At 46.7% G+C, this 19,473-nt stretch carries 23 protein-coding genes; 13 read left to right on the top strand and 10 right to left on the bottom strand.

Annotated features, from left to right (window positions below):
- Nucleotides 1-23: 23 nt before the first annotated feature.
- Complete coding sequence (locus J6600_RS14635; protein ID WP_014418752.1) at nt 24-1,268, bottom strand: multidrug efflux MFS transporter; 1,245 nt, start codon at nt 1,266-1,268, stop codon at nt 24-26.
- A 151-nt stretch (nt 1,269-1,419) separates the two neighbouring features.
- On the opposite strand from J6600_RS14635, the gene kapD reads away from it, so the two are divergent.
- Nucleotides 1,420-2,037, top strand: coding sequence for a 3'-5' exonuclease KapD (gene kapD, locus J6600_RS14630; RefSeq protein WP_029575323.1), 618 nt, complete (start codon nt 1,420-1,422; stop codon nt 2,035-2,037).
- A 24-nt stretch (nt 2,038-2,061) separates the two neighbouring features.
- On the opposite strand, the gene kapB is transcribed toward kapD, so the two are convergent.
- The 3 genes from kapB to J6600_RS14615 form a co-directional block, all read right to left on the bottom strand.
- Complete coding sequence (kapB, locus tag J6600_RS14625) at nt 2,062-2,448, bottom strand: kinase-associated lipoprotein KapB (protein ID WP_021495358.1); 387 nt, start codon at nt 2,446-2,448, stop codon at nt 2,062-2,064.
- Between the two features lie 47 nt (nt 2,449-2,495).
- A complete protein-coding gene (locus tag J6600_RS14620) occupies nt 2,496-3,779 on the bottom strand; it encodes a sensor histidine kinase (protein WP_022553702.1) in 1,284 nt (427 codons plus the stop codon).
- Nucleotides 3,780-3,901: 122 nt separating this feature from the next.
- Complete coding sequence (locus J6600_RS14615; RefSeq protein WP_209387541.1) at nt 3,902-5,065, bottom strand: MalY/PatB family protein; 1,164 nt, start codon at nt 5,063-5,065, stop codon at nt 3,902-3,904.
- 86 nt (nt 5,066-5,151) lie between these two features.
- Here J6600_RS14615 and J6600_RS14610 point away from each other — a divergent pair, with 86 nt between their 5' ends.
- Complete coding sequence (locus J6600_RS14610) at nt 5,152-5,412, top strand: DUF1871 family protein (protein ID WP_014418748.1); 261 nt, start codon at nt 5,152-5,154, stop codon at nt 5,410-5,412.
- 24 nt (nt 5,413-5,436) lie between these two features.
- On the opposite strand, the gene J6600_RS14605 is transcribed toward J6600_RS14610, so the two are convergent.
- Complete coding sequence (locus tag J6600_RS14605; RefSeq protein WP_007408654.1) at nt 5,437-6,258, bottom strand: alpha/beta fold hydrolase; 822 nt, start codon at nt 6,256-6,258, stop codon at nt 5,437-5,439.
- Nucleotides 6,259-6,410: 152 nt separating this feature from the next.
- On the opposite strand from J6600_RS14605, the gene J6600_RS14600 reads away from it, so the two are divergent.
- From J6600_RS14600 to yugI, 3 genes are all read left to right on the top strand, one after another.
- Nucleotides 6,411-6,911 (top strand): Lrp/AsnC family transcriptional regulator, encoded by a 501-nt coding sequence (locus tag J6600_RS14600; RefSeq protein WP_003152098.1) that lies wholly within the window; start codon nt 6,411-6,413, stop codon nt 6,909-6,911.
- On the top strand, nt 6,912-8,081 hold the full coding sequence (locus J6600_RS14595) for an aminotransferase (RefSeq protein WP_029973792.1): 1,170 nt from the start codon (nt 6,912-6,914) through the stop codon (nt 8,079-8,081).
- 197 nt (nt 8,082-8,278) lie between these two features.
- The gene (yugI, locus tag J6600_RS14590) at nt 8,279-8,671 is read left to right on the top strand and encodes a S1 domain-containing post-transcriptional regulator GSP13 (protein ID WP_007408653.1); all 393 of its coding nucleotides are present in this window, start codon (nt 8,279-8,281) and stop codon (nt 8,669-8,671) included.
- 47 nt (nt 8,672-8,718) lie between these two features.
- On the opposite strand, the gene J6600_RS14585 is transcribed toward yugI, so the two are convergent.
- The gene (locus J6600_RS14585; protein WP_003152104.1) at nt 8,719-8,955 is read right to left on the bottom strand and encodes a DUF378 domain-containing protein; all 237 of its coding nucleotides are present in this window, start codon (nt 8,953-8,955) and stop codon (nt 8,719-8,721) included.
- Nucleotides 8,956-9,185: 230 nt separating this feature from the next.
- On the opposite strand from J6600_RS14585, the gene J6600_RS14580 reads away from it, so the two are divergent.
- Together J6600_RS14580 and J6600_RS14575 are read left to right on the top strand one after the other, a co-directional pair.
- Nucleotides 9,186-10,349, top strand: a complete 1,164-nt coding sequence (locus J6600_RS14580; protein WP_209387540.1) for an iron-containing alcohol dehydrogenase — start codon at nt 9,186-9,188, stop codon at nt 10,347-10,349.
- A gap of 85 nt (nt 10,350-10,434) precedes the next feature.
- Nucleotides 10,435-11,607, top strand: a complete 1,173-nt coding sequence (locus J6600_RS14575) for an iron-containing alcohol dehydrogenase (RefSeq protein ID WP_003152109.1) — start codon at nt 10,435-10,437, stop codon at nt 11,605-11,607.
- Between the two features lie 215 nt (nt 11,608-11,822).
- Here the strand turns inward: J6600_RS14575 and ycaC are convergent, their stop codons facing one another.
- Nucleotides 11,823-12,467 carry an isochorismate family cysteine hydrolase YcaC gene (gene ycaC, locus J6600_RS14570; RefSeq protein WP_014418745.1) on the bottom strand — a complete coding sequence of 215 codons (645 nt, stop codon included), beginning with the start codon at nt 12,465-12,467 and terminating at the stop codon, nt 11,823-11,825.
- 125 nt (nt 12,468-12,592) lie between these two features.
- Nucleotides 12,593-13,159, bottom strand: coding sequence for an NADPH-dependent FMN reductase (locus J6600_RS14565; RefSeq protein ID WP_209387539.1), 567 nt, complete (start codon nt 13,157-13,159; stop codon nt 12,593-12,595).
- A 397-nt stretch (nt 13,160-13,556) separates the two neighbouring features.
- On the opposite strand from J6600_RS14565, the gene J6600_RS14560 reads away from it, so the two are divergent.
- The 3 genes from J6600_RS14560 (at nt 13,557) to J6600_RS14550 (ending at nt 15,755) form a co-directional block, all read left to right on the top strand.
- Nucleotides 13,557-14,909, top strand: a complete 1,353-nt coding sequence (locus tag J6600_RS14560; RefSeq protein WP_209387538.1) for a glucose-6-phosphate isomerase — start codon at nt 13,557-13,559, stop codon at nt 14,907-14,909.
- Between the two features lie 65 nt (nt 14,910-14,974).
- Nucleotides 14,975-15,328 carry a hypothetical protein gene (locus J6600_RS14555; RefSeq protein ID WP_015418089.1) on the top strand — a complete coding sequence of 118 codons (354 nt, stop codon included), beginning with the start codon at nt 14,975-14,977 and terminating at the stop codon, nt 15,326-15,328.
- A 22-nt stretch (nt 15,329-15,350) separates the two neighbouring features.
- Nucleotides 15,351-15,755: a YugN-like family protein gene (locus J6600_RS14550; RefSeq protein ID WP_100261973.1), complete on the top strand. Its 405-nt coding sequence runs from the start codon at nt 15,351-15,353 to the stop codon at nt 15,753-15,755.
- Here the strand turns inward: J6600_RS14550 and J6600_RS14545 are convergent.
- Nucleotides 15,752-16,738 (bottom strand): potassium channel family protein, encoded by a 987-nt coding sequence (locus J6600_RS14545; protein WP_053285192.1) that lies wholly within the window; start codon nt 16,736-16,738, stop codon nt 15,752-15,754. The genes J6600_RS14550 and J6600_RS14545 overlap by 4 nt on opposite strands.
- Complete coding sequence (locus J6600_RS14540) at nt 16,735-16,989, bottom strand: protein mistic (protein ID WP_209387537.1); 255 nt, start codon at nt 16,987-16,989, stop codon at nt 16,735-16,737. The genes J6600_RS14545 and J6600_RS14540 overlap by 4 nt, the downstream gene beginning before the upstream one ends.
- Before the next feature lie 132 nt (nt 16,990-17,121).
- Here J6600_RS14540 and J6600_RS14535 point away from each other — a divergent pair, with 132 nt between their 5' ends.
- From J6600_RS14535 to J6600_RS14525, 3 genes are read left to right on the top strand one after another with little or no spacing between them, the layout of a single operon-like run.
- Nucleotides 17,122-17,385, top strand: a complete 264-nt coding sequence (locus J6600_RS14535; RefSeq protein WP_014418740.1) for a YuzI family membrane protein — start codon at nt 17,122-17,124, stop codon at nt 17,383-17,385.
- A gap of 46 nt (nt 17,386-17,431) precedes the next feature.
- Entirely contained in the window at nt 17,432-18,109 is a 678-nt protein-coding gene (locus J6600_RS14530) for a zinc metallopeptidase (protein WP_003152125.1), read from the top strand.
- Nucleotides 18,110-18,151: 42 nt separating this feature from the next.
- Complete coding sequence (locus tag J6600_RS14525; RefSeq protein WP_007408640.1) at nt 18,152-19,441, top strand: hemolysin family protein; 1,290 nt, start codon at nt 18,152-18,154, stop codon at nt 19,439-19,441.
- Nucleotides 19,442-19,473: the final 32 nt, after the last annotated feature.

Here is a 19,473-nt window from a genome sequence, read left to right as displayed (position 1 = left end):
GAAGAAATCGTGATCGCTGCCGGTCAGCCCGCATTTGACGCTGTATCCTTTTGCAAATGTCCCGCCATCCATAAAAGCCCCGCGCCTATTAAAAAGAGAAAGGCGGTGACGTAGAAAGCAGCCGAAATGGAAAAACCGCTCGAGACCGCACCTCCGAGCAGAGGGCCGAGCACATTTCCGAGAAAACGAAAGCTGACGTTATAGCCGAGCACCTCTCCCTGGATGCTGCCCGGCGCCCTGACGCGGATCGCGGCCGTAATGCAGGGGAGCGTGCCGCCCATGACCATGCCGAACAGAAATCTGAAGACTAACAGAATGGAGAGGGAGGAGGCGAGCGCCTGCGGAATGAAAAACACCGCTGAGGCAATCAAAAGCACGATTAAGATCCGGCTGTGGCCGAAGCGGTCGCCGAAGTCCCCCCATTTCCGGGCAAGCAATAAGCTTCCGAGTCCGGTCGCTGAAAACGCCATTCCGGAGAAAAAAGCTAAATTAACAGGTCCGTGCAGCTCATTGACATATAAAGCGAGCAGCGGCTGGATGCTGAAATTGCCGGTCTGCACGATCATAGTAAGCACCATCATCGCCCAAAGCGCGGGCTGGTGAAAAATATAAGAGAGCACCTGTTTTCTGGAGTAGGTTTTCCGCTTGTTTTGTTTCTCGCCGAGCGGCTGCTCATTCACCTGAAATAAAACGAGAAGCACAGATGCGAAAATGACAAAGGACGTAATAAAAAATGTGTACGTAAACCCGAAGCTGTCAGCGAGCAGCCCGCCCAGCATCGGTCCGAATAAAGTGCCTGACACCTGACCCATCTGCAGCGTGCCGAGCGTCTTCCCGGCAGTCTCTTTCGGCGTCTGCGCCGAAATCATGGCAAGCGATGTCGGAACAAAGCCTGTTACTAGACCCATAAGCAGCCGCAGGACAAACAGCTGATAAACGGATGTCACAAACCCCATCAATAAAATGCTGATGGCAATGCCGGTTCCTGTAATCAAGAGAATTTTTTTGTAGCCGCGCTTATCGCCGAATCTTCCCCAAAACGGGGAAATCACAAATGCCATTAAAAACGTGACGCCGAACACATACCCGCTCCATCTCTGCACATACCCGCCCGAATGGGGGCTGATCGTTTCGATATATAACGAAAGAAACGGAACAATCATGGTCATGCTGGCGGAAATAAAGAAATTTGTAATCCAAATGACGACGAAGTTCTTCTTACGGACAGAAATAACATCACCTTCTTTACTTTTCGTGTATCTAATCATTAGTATATAGGAATGAATCCGGTATTTGTATTTTCGATGCGGATATAGGAAAATTCATTATTTTTAGAAAATGAAGAAAGTTTCAGAGGGGAAACTGATATACTATCATAAAATATCATTTTTGATCGGAGGAAAGGCAGGTGTAAAAAAAGTGGATCAGCGCAGTCTGCTCATTATTGATTTTGAATTTACAATGCCTGACGGAAAATACAGCCCGCAAAATTTCTTTCCCGAGATTATTGAAGCGGGGATTGTCAAGACGGTGAATGATGAAGTGACTGAAACGTTTTCGAGTTATATCAAACCGAAAAAATTTCCGAAGCTGACGAAACGATGCAAAACCTTTCTGAACATCACCCAAAAAGACGTGGACGGCGGAATCACGTTTAATGAATTCATCCGCAAATTAAATGAGCTTGATCCTGATAAAAACTGCACGATCGTCACCTGGGGCAATATGGATATGAAAGTGTTAAAGCAAAATTGCATGTTTAACCACATCCCTTTTCCGTTCAAAGGAGAACTTCGGGATCTGTCCCTTGAATACAAAAACTTCTTCGGCGACAGAACATTGACCGGCCTTTGGAAAGCGGCAGAAGAGTATGGCGATAAAGGGACGGGCACGCATCATAAAGCGCTGGATGATGCGCAGACGACATACAAATTATTCAAGCTTGTCGAGCGGGATAAACAATATCTTGAAAAACCGAAACCTCCGACGATCGGTGATCGCGTCGATCTGACTGAACTGTTTCGCCGGGCCACATAAAAAAACCCAATCATGCCGACTGGGTCAAGTTCTTTTAAAATAGTCACGCTCTAACGCGGCCAAGTTGGCGAGCGAACGTTCCGCCCATTCTGAGCCGTCCGCTGTAAGCTGATCTTTCAGCCGGGCAGACGCCGCTTGTAAGGAAGCCGTATAATCAGGCACCTCGCCATCAAACGGTTTGACCATCTGATGCGGTATGTTTGTCTGTTCCCCGAATGCAAGCGCTCTTCTTTCATGAAAAAACGGAACATCCGCCTGCTTCGGATGATGAAGATCTCCTTGAGCGGGATGCGTCAGAACGGCTTTAATTTTCACTAAATAGTGATTGGGCCTGACGTCTGTCACTTCCCCTATGTATGCTCCTGTTTTATAAAACCCTTTTACGATTGTGCCGATTTCAAACGTATTCATAGCGTTCACCTCTCTCTAGTTATTCTATAAAAGATCAACGCGGTTGGCTAGTGAACAGCTGCCGGAAGCCTGACTGAGGCCGTTGTGCCCGAGTGCTCGCCGCTGGTGAAACAGACGGAGCCTTCATGATGCTGAATAATCGAGAATGTTACGGTAAGCCCGAGCCCGGTGCCGTTCGTTTTCAGCGTATAATACGGCTTGCCGAGTTTCTGCAGTTCTTCATCGGACATGCCGATTCCGTTATCCGTAATCTGAATGAGAATCATCTCTTCCTGTTTTTGGACGGAGACCTCGATTCGGCCGTTTTCAGAGGGCACGGCTTCAATACTGTTTTTAATCAGATTAATGAAGGCCTGTTTCAGTTTTTTCACATCGCCGAACACATATAAATCAGGCTCGCTTCGAACAGTAACGGTCACCGATTTAAAATGGGCATAAGACTCCATTAAGGAACCTGTTTCCTTTACGAGCAGAGAAATATCAAACTTTTCTTTTTCATAGTCATCCTGCTTCGCCATATCGAGATAATTCGTAATGATCGTCTGAGCCCGGTCGAGTTCGGACAGCACAAGTTTCTGATATCCGGAGTGGGATTTGTCCTGAAGCTGCTCGCCGCTGAACAGCAGCTGCACAAAACCTCTGACGACCGTAAGCGGATTGCGGACTTCATGAGCGACGCTTGCCGCAAGCTCGCTGACGACGGCCATTTTTTCTGAGTGAATCAGCCTTGCCCGCATGGACGCATTCTCATCAATGATCTCAATCAAATAAATGCACAGCAAAAGGGCGCTGACTTGAAAAAAAACAGATACTGCCGCCTCATAATAAACGGAAGGTAGATTTTGAAAATTGAAAATATTGGTTGCGGAATAGATGAAGACAGATGCGGTTAATAAGGCGGTTTCAGTGCAGCCGATGAGAAGAGCGAAAAGCAGTTTCTTCCGCTTTGAAAAAAAAGGCCATTTCGTTTGGAGCTGGATAGGGATGATGATTAAAAAAGGAATTAAGGATAAGAAAAAAAGAGCGGAAGGTTCAAACCATATGAGCTGAAAAAAAACGGATGCCGCCCCTGCGGCAAGTCCTGCGCCGGTACCGGAATAAAGCAGGCAGACGATAATGGGAATCAGCTGCAAACCGTAACGGACGGAATGAAGCTCCTGGATGGGAAAAGCCGTACATAATAAGGAAGATGACGCTGCAAATACGGCGACCAGCAGGCGGTTCGCTCTCGGCACAAGCAAATCAGGCTTGCTGAGCCAGAAGACTTGATAAAGAAAAATAGGGAATAAAATAAAAGAGAAGTGAAGCAGGTAATCCTTTACAATCTCCATTTATGCGAAATCCTTTCCTATGTAAATATGAATCTATTATAACATCTTTACCGGAAAAAAAAGTATATATTTCTCTAAAGCGAACGCCCTTATCCCATCTGATAAAGGCGTTCTTTCCGCTGCTAAGCGAGCGCTGCTTTCATTCTCTCAAGCCCTTCTTTTACGGCGGCGGCTGAACAGCCGACATTAAGTCTCATAAATCCTTCGCCGCCCGGTCCGTATTTTGTTCCCGGCTCTAATATGATTTTCCCTTTTTTGAGCATTCTTTCTTTGAGCTCGGCATCCGAAAATCCGTACTCGCTGAAATCCATCCAGATCAAATAGGAAGCGTCAGGCTTCATCATACGGACTTTCGGCAATTCTTTTCTTAAAAAGTCCTCAGCCAATTTCATGTTCCCTTCAATGTAAGGAATCAGCGCGTCAAGCCAAGGGCCTCCCTTTGTATAAGCCGCTTCGATTGCTGCAACCGCAAATGTGTTGAGGCTGGAAATCCCGTTCTGATGCAATGCGGCGGAGAATTTCGCCCGCTTATACCGATTGGGGATGATAATGGCGGATGCCTGAATACCGGCAATATTAAACGTCTTGCTCGGCGCGACACAAGTAACGGAAATCCGCTGAAACTCCTCAGACAGAGAAGCGAAAGGCGTATGCGGCTTTCCGTACAGCATCAAGTCGGAATGTATCTCGTCAGAAACGACGGTGACGTTATGGGCGGCGCACAGCGATCCGAGCTTCATAAGCTCATCCCGGCTCCACGCTCTGCCGGACGGATTGTGGGGATTACAAAGAATCATCAGCTTGACCTCAGAATCGTTCAGCTTTTTCTCAAGATCCTCAAAATCCATACAGTAGACGCCGTTTTCTTCCCGTAATGGGTTATGTAAAACCTGCCGTTTGTTTTCCTTGATCATCTGATAAAAAGGCGTATACACCGGTGATTGAATCAACACCGGATCGCCCGGTTCGGTAAAGGCTTGTACGGCCATGCTGATTGCCGTGACAACACCGGGACTGAACGCGATGCTTGCGGGATCGGGCCGGTAGCCGTGCCGCGTCTCAAGCCATGAAGCGACGGCTTCTCTTGTGTTTTCGTCAGGAGACGTATAACCGAATATGCCGTGGTCAAGGCGGGCTTTTAAGGCGTCAGTGACCGCTTCGGGAGCGCGGAAATCCATATCGGCAACCCACATTGGAAGCGCATCCGATACGCCGAATAACGCTTCCGCCTTGTCCCATTTCACCGATTGTGTGCCAAGACGGTTTTCTCGAAGATCAAAGTTCATGTATGTCACTCCTGTAGTATCATTATTTTGCACAGCGTATCTATGATAAAATAGAATTGCAAACTTTATTATAAGCGGTGATGAAAATGGAAGAAAGCCAAGCGGTCATGGAAATGATGAAAATCATTGCCAAGTGGGACCCGTTTAAATATGGAGAAGATTTTTATGAGACAGAAGCCGTCGACATCGTTCAGGCCGTCTATAGTGAAGACCGTGCCGACAAGCTGGCAGCAGCCATTCAGGATATCTTTGAAGCTTCATTTGAGCAGAAGCTTCCGATCGAAGGCTGCCAAAAGGCCGCCGAGCAGCTTCTGTCCATAAAAGAAAGCAGCTCCTGCACCCCTTAAAAACCGGCGATTCCGCCGGTTTTTTTATTGAATAAATTCAAAAATCCGCTCCGAAACAAACTCCGGGCGCTCTTCGGGTACGAGGTGCCCCGTATCCTTCAGTGAATACAGAATGGAATCCGGCAGGTCGTCATGAAGCCGTTTTCCGACTGAGACCGGAACGACCCGGTCTTCTTCTCCCCAGATTAAAAGAGCGGGGTTTTGCACTTTCTTCAAATCCTCGGGCTCTAAATCGCCCTCCCTGTGTCTGATAAACCTTGTCATCGCTTTGAAAATCTGGCGGTCTGTAAATGGTTTTTCGTAACCGTCAATCATTTCCTGATCGATAAGCGTCCGGTCGTGAACGACATTTAACAGGTTGTTCAGCACGCCGTCTTTTGAAAGCCAATACTTAAGATACAGGTCAAAACAAGGAAGATGCGTCCCGAATATAATCGACGGGTGCGAGCGCTTTAAATACCCCGAGCTGCACAGCAGGACGATTTTAGAAAAAAGCTCGGGTCTGAGAAGAGACGCGGATAAGGAAATCTGGCCGCCCATTGAATGGCCGATGAGTGCGGCCCGGCTGATACCGAGCTTTTCCAGAAGTCCGATCAGAAGCTTGGCGAGGTTTGCGTAAGTATATACGAAAGTCCGTGACTTTTCCGATTGCCCGAAAGGAGGCAGGTCAACGGCGATAATATCATAATGGTTTCTGAGCAGCGGGATCAGTTTTCTGAAGCTGAATGCCGAAGATAAAAAACCGTGTACGCAGACGAGTGTCTGTCTGCCGGGATTTTCATAATGCTCGTAATACAGCTCAACTCCGTCTATCGCGGCCCGTTTAATCGGTGAAACAGCTTCCATGAGAGCCTTCGCCGTCCTTTCTTTGTTGTAATGTAAAGGCTTTTTTGATTGTCAGATTTTAGCTCTGGTTTCTTTCGGGTTTTTCTTAGCATTTGTCGAAAATCGTGATATAATGTCATGAAGATTTTTGATAATGCAAAGGTGTGAAACGTATGAAGCTGACCGAAAAAGAAACAGAAATATTAGAAATTTTAGACGAAAACAGCCGCGTTGATGCGGAAACGATTGCGAAAATGGCAAACATTCCCGCTGAAGAAGTCAAAAGCATCATTGAAAAGCTTGAAAAGGAAAAAGTCATCATTGATTATGCGGCGATGATCGACTGGCGCAAAGTCGACGGTTTGGAAGGCGTCACGGCGATGATTGACGTAAAAGTCACTCCGAAACGAAATGTCGGCTTTGATGAAGTCGCTGAGCGGATATACAGATTCCAGGAAGTTGAATCAGTGTACCTGATGTCAGGGGTGTATGACTTATCCGTCGTTATTCGCGGCAACACGATGTCAGACGTGGCAAGCTTCGTGTCTGAAAAATTGTCCACCCTTGAGTCTGTCGTTTCCACGACAACGCACTTCATCCTGAAAAAATATAAGCATGACGGCAAAGTCTTTGAAAGCGGAGACGATGACAAAAGAATCGTGGTGTCTCCGTAAATGGAAACGAAGACTTCTTATTTATCTGACTACGTGCAGCAGATTAAACCGTCAGGCATCCGCAAGTTCTTTGATCTGGCCGCTACGATGGAAGGCGTCATTTCACTGGGAGTGGGAGAGCCTGACTTTGTGACGGCCTGGAACGTGAGGGAAGCGAGTATTCTTTCTTTAGAACAGGGTTATACGGCTTATACGGCAAATGCGGGTCTTTATGAACTGAGAGAAGAAATCAGCCGCTACTTAGATCAGCGGTTCGGCCTGAGTTATTCGCCTGACAGTGAACTGATCGTTACTGTAGGGGCAAGCCAGGCGCTTGATCTCGCTGTCCGCGCCATTATGAATCCCGGGGAGGAAATGTTAATTCCCGAACCGTGTTTTGTCGCATATGAATCACTCGTGACCCTGACGGGGGCGAAGCCGGTGCCGATTCAGACTGTCGCTGCAAAAGGTTTCAAAGCATCCCCAGCCGATTTTGAAGCGGCCCTGACGGACAAAACAAAAGCGCTGCTTCTATGCTCGCCGTCAAATCCGACAGGTTCTGTCTATTCGAAAGAAGAGCTTGAATCCATCGCTGCTTTCGCTGAAAAACACGACTTGATCGTGCTTGCCGATGAAATTTATGCCGAGCTGACGTATGATGAGCCATTCACGAGCATGGGGGCCATCCGCGGCATGAAGGAACGCACGGTTCTCATTTCCGGCTTCTCCAAAGCATTTGCCATGACGGGATGGAGACTCGGATTTACGGCGGCGCCTCCAGTGATCAGGGATGCGATGCTCAAAATTCATCAGCACGCGATGATGTGCGCGCCTTCCATGGCTCAGTACGCGGCGCTTGAAGGGCTGAAAAACGGCCAGGAAGACGTCGAAAGAATGAAGAAAAGCTATCGGAGACGCCGAAACCTGATTGTGGAGACATTGAACGAAATCGGACTCGGCTGCCACCACCCCGGCGGAGCATTTTACGCCTTTCCTTCCATTCAGTCGACCGGCATGAGTTCAGAAGAATTCGCGGAACAGCTGCTCATTGAAGAAAAAGTAGCCGTCGTTCCGGGGAATGTGTTCGGCCCGAGCGGCGAAGGCTACATCAGATGTTCCTATGCGACATCCATTGAGCAGATTCAGGAAGCGCTCGTCAGAATCAAACGGTTTGTTGAAAAAAGGGCATAAAAAAAGATACGAACCCGGTTCGCATCCAAATAAAAGGGGGGGAATACTAGAAAGCCTTCGTAATCATAGTATACCCCCATTTTTCTGTGCTTAAACATGATCATGTAAAAAAGTTCTCTTTGCGAAAAACAAACTTGTATGATATAATTTTAAATTGCGTATAATCTGTATTTAATTTAACTTAGGAGTTGTTATGAATGGCAGCAAAATTTGAAGTGGGCAGTGTTTACACTGGTAAAGTAACAGGATTACAAGCGTATGGTGCGTTTGTTGCATTAGATGAAGAAACTCAAGGACTTGTTCACATTTCTGAAGTCACTCACGGTTTCGTAAAAGACATTAACGAGCACCTTTCTATCGGTGACGAAGTACAAGTAAAAGTACTTGCGGTTGACGAAGAAAAAGGCAAAATCAGCCTTTCTATCCGTGCGACTCAAGCGGCGCCTGAAAGAAAAGAAAGCAAACCAAGAAAACCGAAAGCGGCTCAAGCTTCTGAAGAAACATCTGCTCCGCAAGGTTTCAACACATTGAAAGATAAGCTTGAAGAGTGGATTGAACAGTCCAACCGCAAAGACCTTATCAAAAAATAATCATCAAAAAAAGCACCGGATATGTATGTTCGGTGCTTTTTTTATGTTTATCTGACTTCCGGATTTGCCGCTTCCTCGCGGGATGTTTCTTCGTTCGGCTTAAACAGCAGGCCGAGATTGATCAGACCGGCGATGCCGACAAGACCGTAAATAATCCGCGACAGAGCTGATCCTTGGCCGCCGAAGATGGCTGCTACTAAATCAAATTGGAAAAATCCGATCAGTCCCCAGTTAATAGCGCCGATAATCGTTAATACGAGACAGATACGCTGAATAACACTCATGTAAACAACCTCCTCTATGAATTCGTGAAACAGTTATAGATTGTGACAAAGCAAAGAATCTATGCATACTACATTCTCCGCCGTGTAAATCACACACTGTCTCAAGCTGTACAAGTGCCTTTCCCGGGAAGCCGCTGTCTGTAAACCGTGTGATGTGCCGTCAAAAAAGCGGATTGCTTTACATTGAATGTCATCTTTCTGCATAATATAAATCCAAAGGAGGAGATGTCATGCAAAACTTTACATATTGGAATCCGACCAAATTGATTTTCGGAAAGGGAGAGGTCGAAAAACTTCCTGAAGAAATCAAGCCGTACGGAAAGAACGTACTGCTCGTATACGGGGGCGGCAGCATTAAGCGCAGCGGTCTTTATGATCAAGTAACCGAACTGCTGAAAAAAGCAGGAGTTACCGTACATGAATTGGCAGGCGTAGAGCCGAATCCGCGTGTCTCAACGGTGAACAAAGGTGTTGCGCTCTGTAAAGAAAACAGCATCGATTTCTTATTGGCCGTCGGCGGCGGAAGTGTCATTGACTGCACGAAAGCCATCGCGGCTGGCGCTAAATATGACGGCGACGCGTGGGATATCGTCACGAAAAAACACCAGCCGAAAGAAGCGCTGCCTTTCGGAACAGTGCTGACCCTTGCGGCAACCGGTTCAGAGATGAACTCCGGATCAGTCATCACAAACTGGGAGACACAAGAGAAATACGGATGGGGGAGCCCGCTCGTTTACCCTAAATTCTCTATTCTCGATCCGGTAAACACATTTACCGTTCCGAAAGACCACACCATTTACGGCATGGTCGATATGATGAGCCATGTGTTTGAACAATATTTCCACCACACGTCAAACACGCCGTATCAGGACCGGATGTGTGAATCGCTTCTGCGCACGGTGATTGAAACAGCGCCGAAGCTGATCAATGATCTGGAGAGCTACGAGCTTCGTGAGACGATTTTATATACAGGCACGATCGCATTAAACGGAATGCTGTCAATGGGCGCAAGAGGGGATTGGGCCACACACAACATCGAGCATGCGGTATCAGCGGTTTACGATATACCGCACGCCGGAGGTTTAGCGATTCTGTTCCCGAACTGGATGAGACATGTGCTCAAAGAAAATCCGGCCCGCTTTAAACAGCTTGCCGTCCGTGTCTTCGATATTGACGAGACAGGCAAATCAGATGAAGAGATCGCACTTGAAGGAATCAGCAAGCTGTCTGATTTCTGGACGAGCCTCGGCGCTCCGAACAGACTCGCTGATTATGATATTTCTGATGAGAAGCTGGATACGATTGCAGATAAAGCGATGGCAAACGGAGCATTCGGACAGTTCAAGTCACTGCAGAAAGAAGACGTGCTTGCGATACTGAAAGCATCATTGTAATAACATAAAGGGGGCGGCCGGATTGGCAGCTCCTTTTTTTCTGTGTTATAGTAATCCCTTACGATTTTTTTGGAGGTCATGATAAATGGAGAACTTTACGTACTACAATCCGACGAAACTGATTTTCGGAAAAGGTCAAATCGACCAATTGAAAAAAGAGCTGAAGCAATACGGGAAAAACGTGCTGCTTGTTTACGGAGGCGGCAGCATTAAGCGAAACGGCCTGTATGACCAAGTAACAGGCATCTTAAAAGAAGAAGGCGCAACCGTTCATGAGCTTGCGGGCGTTGAACCGAACCCGCGTCTGGAAACGGTAAATAAAGGAATTGAGCTGTGCAGACAGCATGAGATTGATTTCCTTCTCGCAGTCGGCGGCGGAAGTGTCATCGACTGTACAAAAGCGATTGCGGCCGGTGCGAAATATGACGGCGACGCATGGGACATTTACAGCAAAAAAGTAACGGCGCAGGACGCACTCCCGTTCGGCACGGTGCTGACGCTTGCGGCGACAGGCTCTGAAATGAACCCTGATTCCGTTATCACAAATTGGGAAACAAACGAAAAATTCGTATGGGGCAGCAATGTCACTCATCCGCGTTTCTCCATTTTAGATCCTGAGAATACTTTCAGCGTTCCGGAAAACCAAACGGTATACGGCATGGTGGATATGATGAGCCACGTATTTGAACAATACTTCCACAATGTTGAAAACACGCCGCTTCAGGACAGAATGTGTTTTGCGGTCCTTCAGACGGTAATTGAAACAGCACCGAAACTTTTGGAAGACCTTGAGAACTATAAGCACCGTGAAACGATTTTATACGCGGGTACGATCGCATTAAACGGCACGCTGCAAATGGGCTATTTCGGCGATTGGGCTTCCCATACGATGGAGCACGCCGTATCAGCGGTGTATGACATCCCTCACGCGGGAGGACTTGCGATTCTGTTCCCGAACTGGATGAGATACACGCTGGATACAAATGTAGACCGTTTTAAAAACCTCATGCTCAACATGTTTGACATTGATACTGAAGGCAAAACGGATAAAGAAATTGCGCTTGAAGGGATCGATAAATTATCTGCGTTCTGGACAAGCCTCGGCGCGCCGTCCCGCCTTGCGGATTATGACATCGGCGAAGACAAGCTTGAGCTGATTGCAGACATCGCCGCAAAAGAAATGGAATACGGCGGATTCGGCAATTTCCAAAAACTGAACAAAGATGACGTACTTGCCATCTTAAAGGCGTCACTGTAAGATACATTCCCGGCCGGAGTGAAGATGAAATAGATTTTCAAGCTGCAGATGCAATCACATGCTGCGGATTTGACTCCCTGTTTCTGTACGTTTAGCAGAAAAGGATTAATTAACTTTGCGATTGCCGATCATCTATTTACACAAAATCTAAATCATGAAGAGCCTTGCTATACTTCGAATTTAAAAAAGGGGCGCTGATTCAATCAGCGCTCCTTTTATGCATTTTGTGTACTAAGGTCCCGCTGAGCCCCCATATAGCTTCCCATTAAGTTTTGATAACCGGGAAGATGACTGGAGATTAATGCGCCAAAACCTTCAACATCGTTGCGCCAATCACGCTGAAGCTCGCATGCTACGCTGAACCAGTTCATAAGCTGCGCGCCGCCATGAGCCATACGGGTTAGTGATGCATCTGCTACTTGCTTATTAAACGTCCCCGAAGCATCTGTCACAACAAACACTTCGTAGCCTGCTTTAATGGCAGAAAGCGCAGGAAAAGCAACGCAGACGTCTGTTACCACCCCCGCGATAATCAGCTGTTTTTTGCCAGTCGCTTCAATGGCTTTAACAAAGTCTTCATTGTCCCATGCATTAATTTGTCCGGGACGGGCTATTTTTGGCGCATCAGGAAAGAGATCAACGAGTTCTTGCATGAGCGGTCCGTTGGGTCCGTTTTCAAAGCTGGTTGTTAAAATAACCGGTAAATCAAAGAATTTAGCCGTATCACCGAGAGCCAATACATTGTTTTTAAATTCATCAACGCCATAGTCACGCACGAGACCGGAAATAAGGCCGGTTTGATGGTCAACTAAAAGCACGGCAGCATCATCTTTTGAAAGACGGGAATAAAGATCAGACATTTTATAATCCTCCTTGAATTAAGGCAAGTAAGTTTGTGAATTGAAAACGGTAAAATCTATTCATATGCTGTATAGATAGAAAGTTATTTCTGAGGTGACTTTTCGTGAGGGTGATGATCCTTCAATTAATCTGGAACGGGAACCGGAGCATGATCAATCCAATGGATGAACTGTTGTAAATAGCGTTGAAGATAACGTTTTGTTTGTTCATCCGTAAGTATGTTTTGAGCGGAATCAATTTTCTCATGGACTTGCGAAATCAGCATTTTTTGAAATGGCAAAACATTGACTTGCATAGCTTCGAGTACTTCTCTCAATTGCGTTTGACCAAAGGCAGTGCCGAACCCTCCGGGGGTTGCTCCGATTAAGCCAACCGGTTTTCTGTTTAAAACAGAAGAGGTCCGCGGTCTCGATGCCCAGTCCAATGCATTTTTTAATACCCCCGGAATTCCGGAATTGTACTCTGGACTCACAATGATGACGCCGTCAACGTCTTGTATATCAGCTCTAAAGGATGTTACGGAGTCTGGTGCTCCGGCAATTTCTAAATCTTCGTTAAAAAAAGGAAGACTGTCTATTTCAACCCAGCGAAATTGAGCCGCATTATCGAAGTCAAACAATGATTGAGCAATTGCTCGATTATACGAGTTTTTTCGTAAACTTCCGCAAATAAGACCAATGGTTTTAGTCATAAAATCACCTCCCGGTTTAAAATCACTTTCATCTTAACACGATACCCCAAATATAGACACTATTTTTAAAAATGGACATTTATGCCTTAATATGACTGCGCGGCAGTCTCTCAAAAGGAGTACTATATAAAAAGAACCGTCCCATCGGGATTGGCGATGGATGTCATCCTGCTCCAAAGTAAAGGTGATACGTTCCTGGATCATCAACATTCGATTCGTTACCCCTCTCACGATTATTACAAATATAACCATATCGAATCCGGGATATTGTATAAAAAATGAACGCATCTTTAGCGCAAATCCCGTATTCATCCGGCCTTCTTCATGACTTGATTTAGCGGGTGAGTTCATATAAAGTGAAAGAGAAAACAATTCACCGTGATGGAGGGACAAGCAAATGACGCATGTACGCTTTGATTACTCAAGAGCGTTACCTTTTTTCAATGAACATGAACTTACATATGCACGTGATTTCGTAAAAACGGCACACCATAATATCCATGAAAAAACAGGCGCCGGAAGCGACTTTTTAGGATGGGTGGACCTCCCTGAAAACTACGATAAAGAAGAATTCGCGCGCATTAAAAAAAGCGCTGAAAAAATCAAATCAGATTCAGACGTGCTTCTCGTCGTGGGTATCGGCGGTTCATACTTAGGCGCCCGCGCAGCGATTGAAGCGCTCAATCATTCTTTCTATAATGTTCTGCCGAAAGACAAGCGCAAAAACCCTCAAGTTATCTTTATCGGCAACAATATCAGCTCAACTTATATGAAAGATGTTATGGATCTTTTAGAAGACGCTGATTTCTCTATCAATGTCATTTCTAAATCAGGCACGACGACGGAACCTGCAATCGCTTTCCGGATTTTCCGCAAACTTCTTGAAGAAAAATACGGAAAAGAAGAAGCGAAAGCGCGGATTTACGCGACGACAGATAAAGAGCGCGGCGCTTTAAAAACGCTTTCTAATGAAGAAGGCTTCGAATCATTCGTTATTCCTGATGATGTCGGCGGACGTTTCTCCGTTCTGACTGCGGTAGGCCTTCTGCCGATTGCGGTAAGCGGGGCTGATATCGATGAAATGATGAAAGGCGCTCTTGATGCAAGCAAAGACTTTTCCAGCTCGGAATTAGAAGAGAACGCGGCTTACCAATACGCCGTCGTCCGCAACGTTCTGTATAATAAAGGAAGAACCATTGAAATGCTCATCAACTATGAGCCTGCGCTGCAATACTTTGCGGAATGGTGGAAGCAGCTCTTCGGCGAAAGTGAAGGAAAAGATGAAAAAGGCATCTATCCTTCTTCCGCTAACTTCTCAACAGACCTTCACTCTCTCGGTCAATACGTGCAGGAAGGCAGACGCGATCTGTTTGAAACTGTATTAAACGTTGAAAAACCGAAGCATGAGCTGACAATTGAAGAAGCGGAAAATGATCTCGACGGCTTAAATTACTTAGCCGGAAAAACGGTCGATTTCGTCAACAAAAAAGCGTTCGAAGGCACGATGCTTGCCCATACAGACGGAAAAGTGCCGAACTTAATTGTCAACATTCCGGATCTTAATGCATATACATTTGGATATCTCGTCTATTTCTTTGAAAAAGCGGTGGCGATGAGCGGTTATCTGCTCGGAGTCAACCCGTTTGATCAGCCGGGTGTTGAAGCCTATAAGGTGAATATGTTCGCGCTTCTCGGCAAACCGGGCTTTGAAGAGAAAAAAGCAGAGCTTGAAAAACGCCTTGAAAAATAAAAAGAAGGGCTGGCCCTCAGCATGACGGGTCAGCCTTTTTTAAACCGTGAAAGGTGTGTTGATGAATGATACGACTCTTATGTAAGCATGCCGTCATTTCCGTCTGTTCCGCCGCTATTGTCTATTCGGCACTAAAACTGTCTCCTGAATCCCTCTTACAAACCATCCTGTTTTTCGCTTTCCCTCTCGGCTTGTTTACGGACATGGTCCGGCTGAAACTGAAGATTGGCCGGATGCAGTCGCTGATCACGAAGTGCTGTCTCTATGCCGCCGTTTTCTATATTTCAACGGAAGCCGTTCTCTCCGCAATTGTGACGTATGTTCTGATTGAATGCGCCGTTATCTCTTTCCGGCGTCTGTCTGCCGCTCCCGATTCTTCCCGGGCGCCGTATGAAGATGCCGCAGAGCGGGGACGCTAAAGACAAAAAGGAGCATATGCACATGATCAGCATACCATCTTCACTTGAAGGGCAATCGTTTTTACTCCGCGAATTGGAACAGGTGATGAAACCGATCGGTTATACCATCGGAGGCGGCTGGGAGTATGACCGCGGGTTCTTTGATTACAAAATTTCCGATCAGGACGGCTATTTATTTCTCCGTATCCCTGTTGAAGCAAATAAGGGACACCTGGATGAACGGGGGGCCGCCGTTACAATCGGCACACCCTTTTTGCTGAGGCACGTCTATCAGCAGGCAACGGATGATCACGCAGGCGGCGGTGTTTTTGAGTCATTATTCAACCAATTCTCCGAGCCGAAACGGCGGGATGCGGCAATTGACCGCTCATATACAGATATCGGCATCTCGCTTGTGAAAGAGCTGGAAGACGTCCTGCTGCATTAAAGAGCCAAAAACAGATCAGTATCGAGCACCTTGTATGACAGGGGAGGGGTCAGCATCGGCCCCTCTTCTTTTTGTATGCCGATGATCGTGGTATTCCGTTTGAGATAATAGAGCGCACAGTCATGATAAGATGAGCCCTTTAATTCCCCGGGAACGGGAATGATGCGAACCTTTTTCTCCAGCGTCAGATCTGACAGCGTTTGCGGTTTGGCAAGCTGCAGCTTGACCCGGTAATGCTCAAACATCACCCGGCTCGACAGCCGTGATGTGCACAGAATCTTATTAGCTCCTGCGCGCTCGGCGTTTTTGACATACCGTTCCGTTAAAATTTCCACGATACAATAAACGGACGGATGCAGCCCTTTGATGGCGAGAAGCGTTAATACCGACAGCATATCAGCTTCGGATTCATTTTTCTGCTGATCCGCTGTCAGAATGACGGTATCGGCTTCCGTAATATTCGCCTTATTGAGCGTGCTGTCATCAGCGGCATGTCCGCGGATGAAATGGACGTTTTCAATAAGCGGCCCTTCCCTTAATGAATCATCAATCAGGACGACAGTTTTTGACGGCGCGATGTGCTGCAGTTCTTTCAGCAGCATATGTGATTTCTCATTCCATCCGATAAGAATGACGTGCCCTTTGCCTTTAAAGGCGACCTTCCCTTCGACATAGCGGTGCTGTTTGCTGAATACGGCTGAAGAAAGCGTGGCGAAATAGGCGGTCACAAAACTCGCTCCGCTTAATACAAGCACCATGCCGGCAATCTGCCCGAGCGGCGTCTGGGGAACGTAATCGCCGTAGCCGACCGTGGCCACCGTAATAACCGCCCACCAAACCCCTTCAAACACAGACGTGAATTGCTTCGGTTCAAGCATGTAAATGAGTTGGCCGAACAATAAGATCAAGGCGATAATGATCAGTCCGATCCGAACATATAACGGCCATCTCAGCCAGGAAATAAAAATACGGTTTGATTTCATTCGTCCGGCTCTTCTTTCGACAGAAAGATGGATAAAATCTGCTTAATAATGGTGTTTAGTTTTTCGTCCAGCTGTTCCTGGCCGTATGAGTCACGCGCATGTCTGATTAAATCGGCAGTCTCATCTTCAAACTGAATGAGAGGCTCGTCGTTTTCCGATTCATTATAGAGCTGGATAAAGGCGTCAAGCCCCTCGTTCATTCTGTCTATCGCATTGCTCAGCTGTTCTTTCTCGCCATTTGTCACTTTCATGTCGATCACACCTGTATCTTTTTTTATACAGTATGTCCCAGTTCGTTTGATGTCTTTCAAAAATCGACGAAAACATATTCACCCTTATTTTTTCATATGATAAAGAAAGCGGACCGAAAAAGGGTGAGTCGAATGACAGTCATTCAAAAACTGCTGGCGGCGCTGGCCGGAGCGCAGCTGCTCGCTTCGGCGGCCGTATTGCTTATTTTCGATTTGAATGGACACAATCATATGTCCGGCGGATTTTCATGGCTTGTTTTTGCAAAAGAGACCGCAGGCACGTTTCCGTTTTACATCGGAATGGCCGGGTGTATCCTCATCATGCTCGGAGGATTGATTCCTGTCAGAAAAAAGAAGCGGATTTCTGTACAGGAAAGCGGACAATCATTAAAATAATATATAAGCAGATCGTACGATATAAGAGAAAAAGGAAGAGGATAATATGCTGTTTATCTTTTTAACAATTGCTGCATTGGGATTGTCGTTTTGGGCACAATTTAAAGTGAAAAGCAATTTTCAGAAATACTCAGACGTAGAAGCTTCCAGTCAGCGGACGGGGGCGGAAACGGCAAGACGGATTCTTGATATTAACGGTTTATATGATGTGCCGGTAGAACCGGTAAGAGGCACTTTAACAGACCATTACGACCCGACGGAGCGGGTGGTGCGTTTATCTGAGCCGGTATATTACGGCCGCTCCATTTCCGCCATTTCCGTCGCTTCCCATGAAGTCGGACATGCTTTGCAGCATCAGGAATCATACGGCGCGCTTGTGCTGAGGCACAAAATTTTTCCGGTCGTCAATTTTGCCTCCGGGGTTGCCCCTCTGCTTTTCTTGGGCGGGATGCTCCTGGGCAGCTTGAACTTAATCGGACTCGGCATTATTTTGTTTTCGGCCGCTGTTTTTTTCCAGCTTGTCACACTGCCTGTCGAGTTTAATGCCAGCGCGAGGGCGAAGCGGATTATCGTGTCGGAAGGATTCATTCGCAACAGTGAAGAACACGGCGTGAATAAAGTGCTGAACGCCGCCGCGCTGACGTATGTGGCTGCGGCGCTCGTTTCATTATTCGAGCTGCTTCGTTTTGTGATGATTTTCTTAAATGGTCGTGATGAGAATTAACACGAAGGAGGTGGCCCCTTACCGTTTGCGGTAGGGGTTTTTTTGCTTATATTAAAACTGATTCTCATTATGCTGTTAATCGGATTAACGGCCATCTTTGTCGCTGCGGAATTTGCGATTGTCAAAATCCGCGGTTCAAAAATTGCGGAGCTGGTTGAAACCGGAGACAGCCGGGCGCTCGCGGCGCACAGGGTGATTTCAAATCTCGATGAATATTTATCAGCGTGCCAGCTCGGCATTACGATTACGGCGCTCGGACTCGGCTGGCTCGGTGAACCGACGATTCAGCGGCTTCTTCATCCTGTTTTCAGCCTGATCGGAATGCCGTCATCTATTACGCACGTCGTCACGTTTATTGCGGCGTTTATCGCCGTCACGTATCTGCACGTCGTCATCGGAGAGCTTGCGCCGAAAACGATATCCATTCAAAAAGCCGAAGCCGTCAGTCTGTGGACGGCGAAACCGCTCATTCTGTTTTATAAAGTGATGTATCCGTTTATTAAGCTGTTAAACGGCTCAGCCGGATTTTTGGTCAAGCTGTTCGGTTTTCATTCGGTGAAAGAACATGAGGTCGTGGTCAGTGAAGAAGAATTGCGGCTGATTTTGTCCGAAAGCTATAAAAAAGGTCAAATCAATCAATCTGAATTCCGTTACGTCAACAAGATATTTGAATTCGATAACCGGGTCGCCAGAGAAATCATGGTGCCGCGCACCGAAATCGCCGCCATCTCGCTTGAACAGTCAGTTGATGAAGCCATACATTTGATCATCAACGAACGGTATACGCGATATCCGGTTATTAAGGAAGACAAAGATCACATTCTCGGCATTATTAACAATAAGGATTTATTTAAAGCGTATTTTCTCGGCCGCTCCATTGAATTAAAAGAAATCATGCGTCCGGTCATCAGAGTCATTGAAAGCATCCCCGTTCAGGAGCTTTTGATCCGTATGCAGAAGGAGCGGATTCATATGGCGATTCTCGTTGACGAATACGGCGGCACGGCGGGACTTGTGACCGTCGAAGACATATTGGAGGAAATCGTCGGGGAAATCCGTGATGAATATGACCAGGATGAAATGCCCCACATCGTCAAAAAAGGCGAACACCATTATGTGATGGACGGCAAGGCGCTCATAGAAGAGGTGAACGATCTCCTTGATATCGCCATCGAAAATGAAGACATTGACACGATTGCCGGCTGGCTCTTAACACAAAAAATGGAGCTGAAAAATGGTGATGTGTTTCATGCCGAAGGGTGTGAATTTAAGGTGCTGGAAGCGGAAGACCATCATATCCGCTTCGTTGAAATTAAAAAAACTGATTTCTGAGCCTCCTGCTTTTGCAATGAGGCTTTTTTTAT

This window comes from Bacillus sp. LJBV19, from assembly GCF_017797845.1.
GTDB lineage: Bacteria > Bacillota > Bacilli > Bacillales > Bacillaceae > Bacillus > Bacillus velezensis.
The sequence above is the reverse complement of the archived record's forward strand: the minus strand, read 5'-3'. Positions and strand labels throughout refer to the sequence as shown.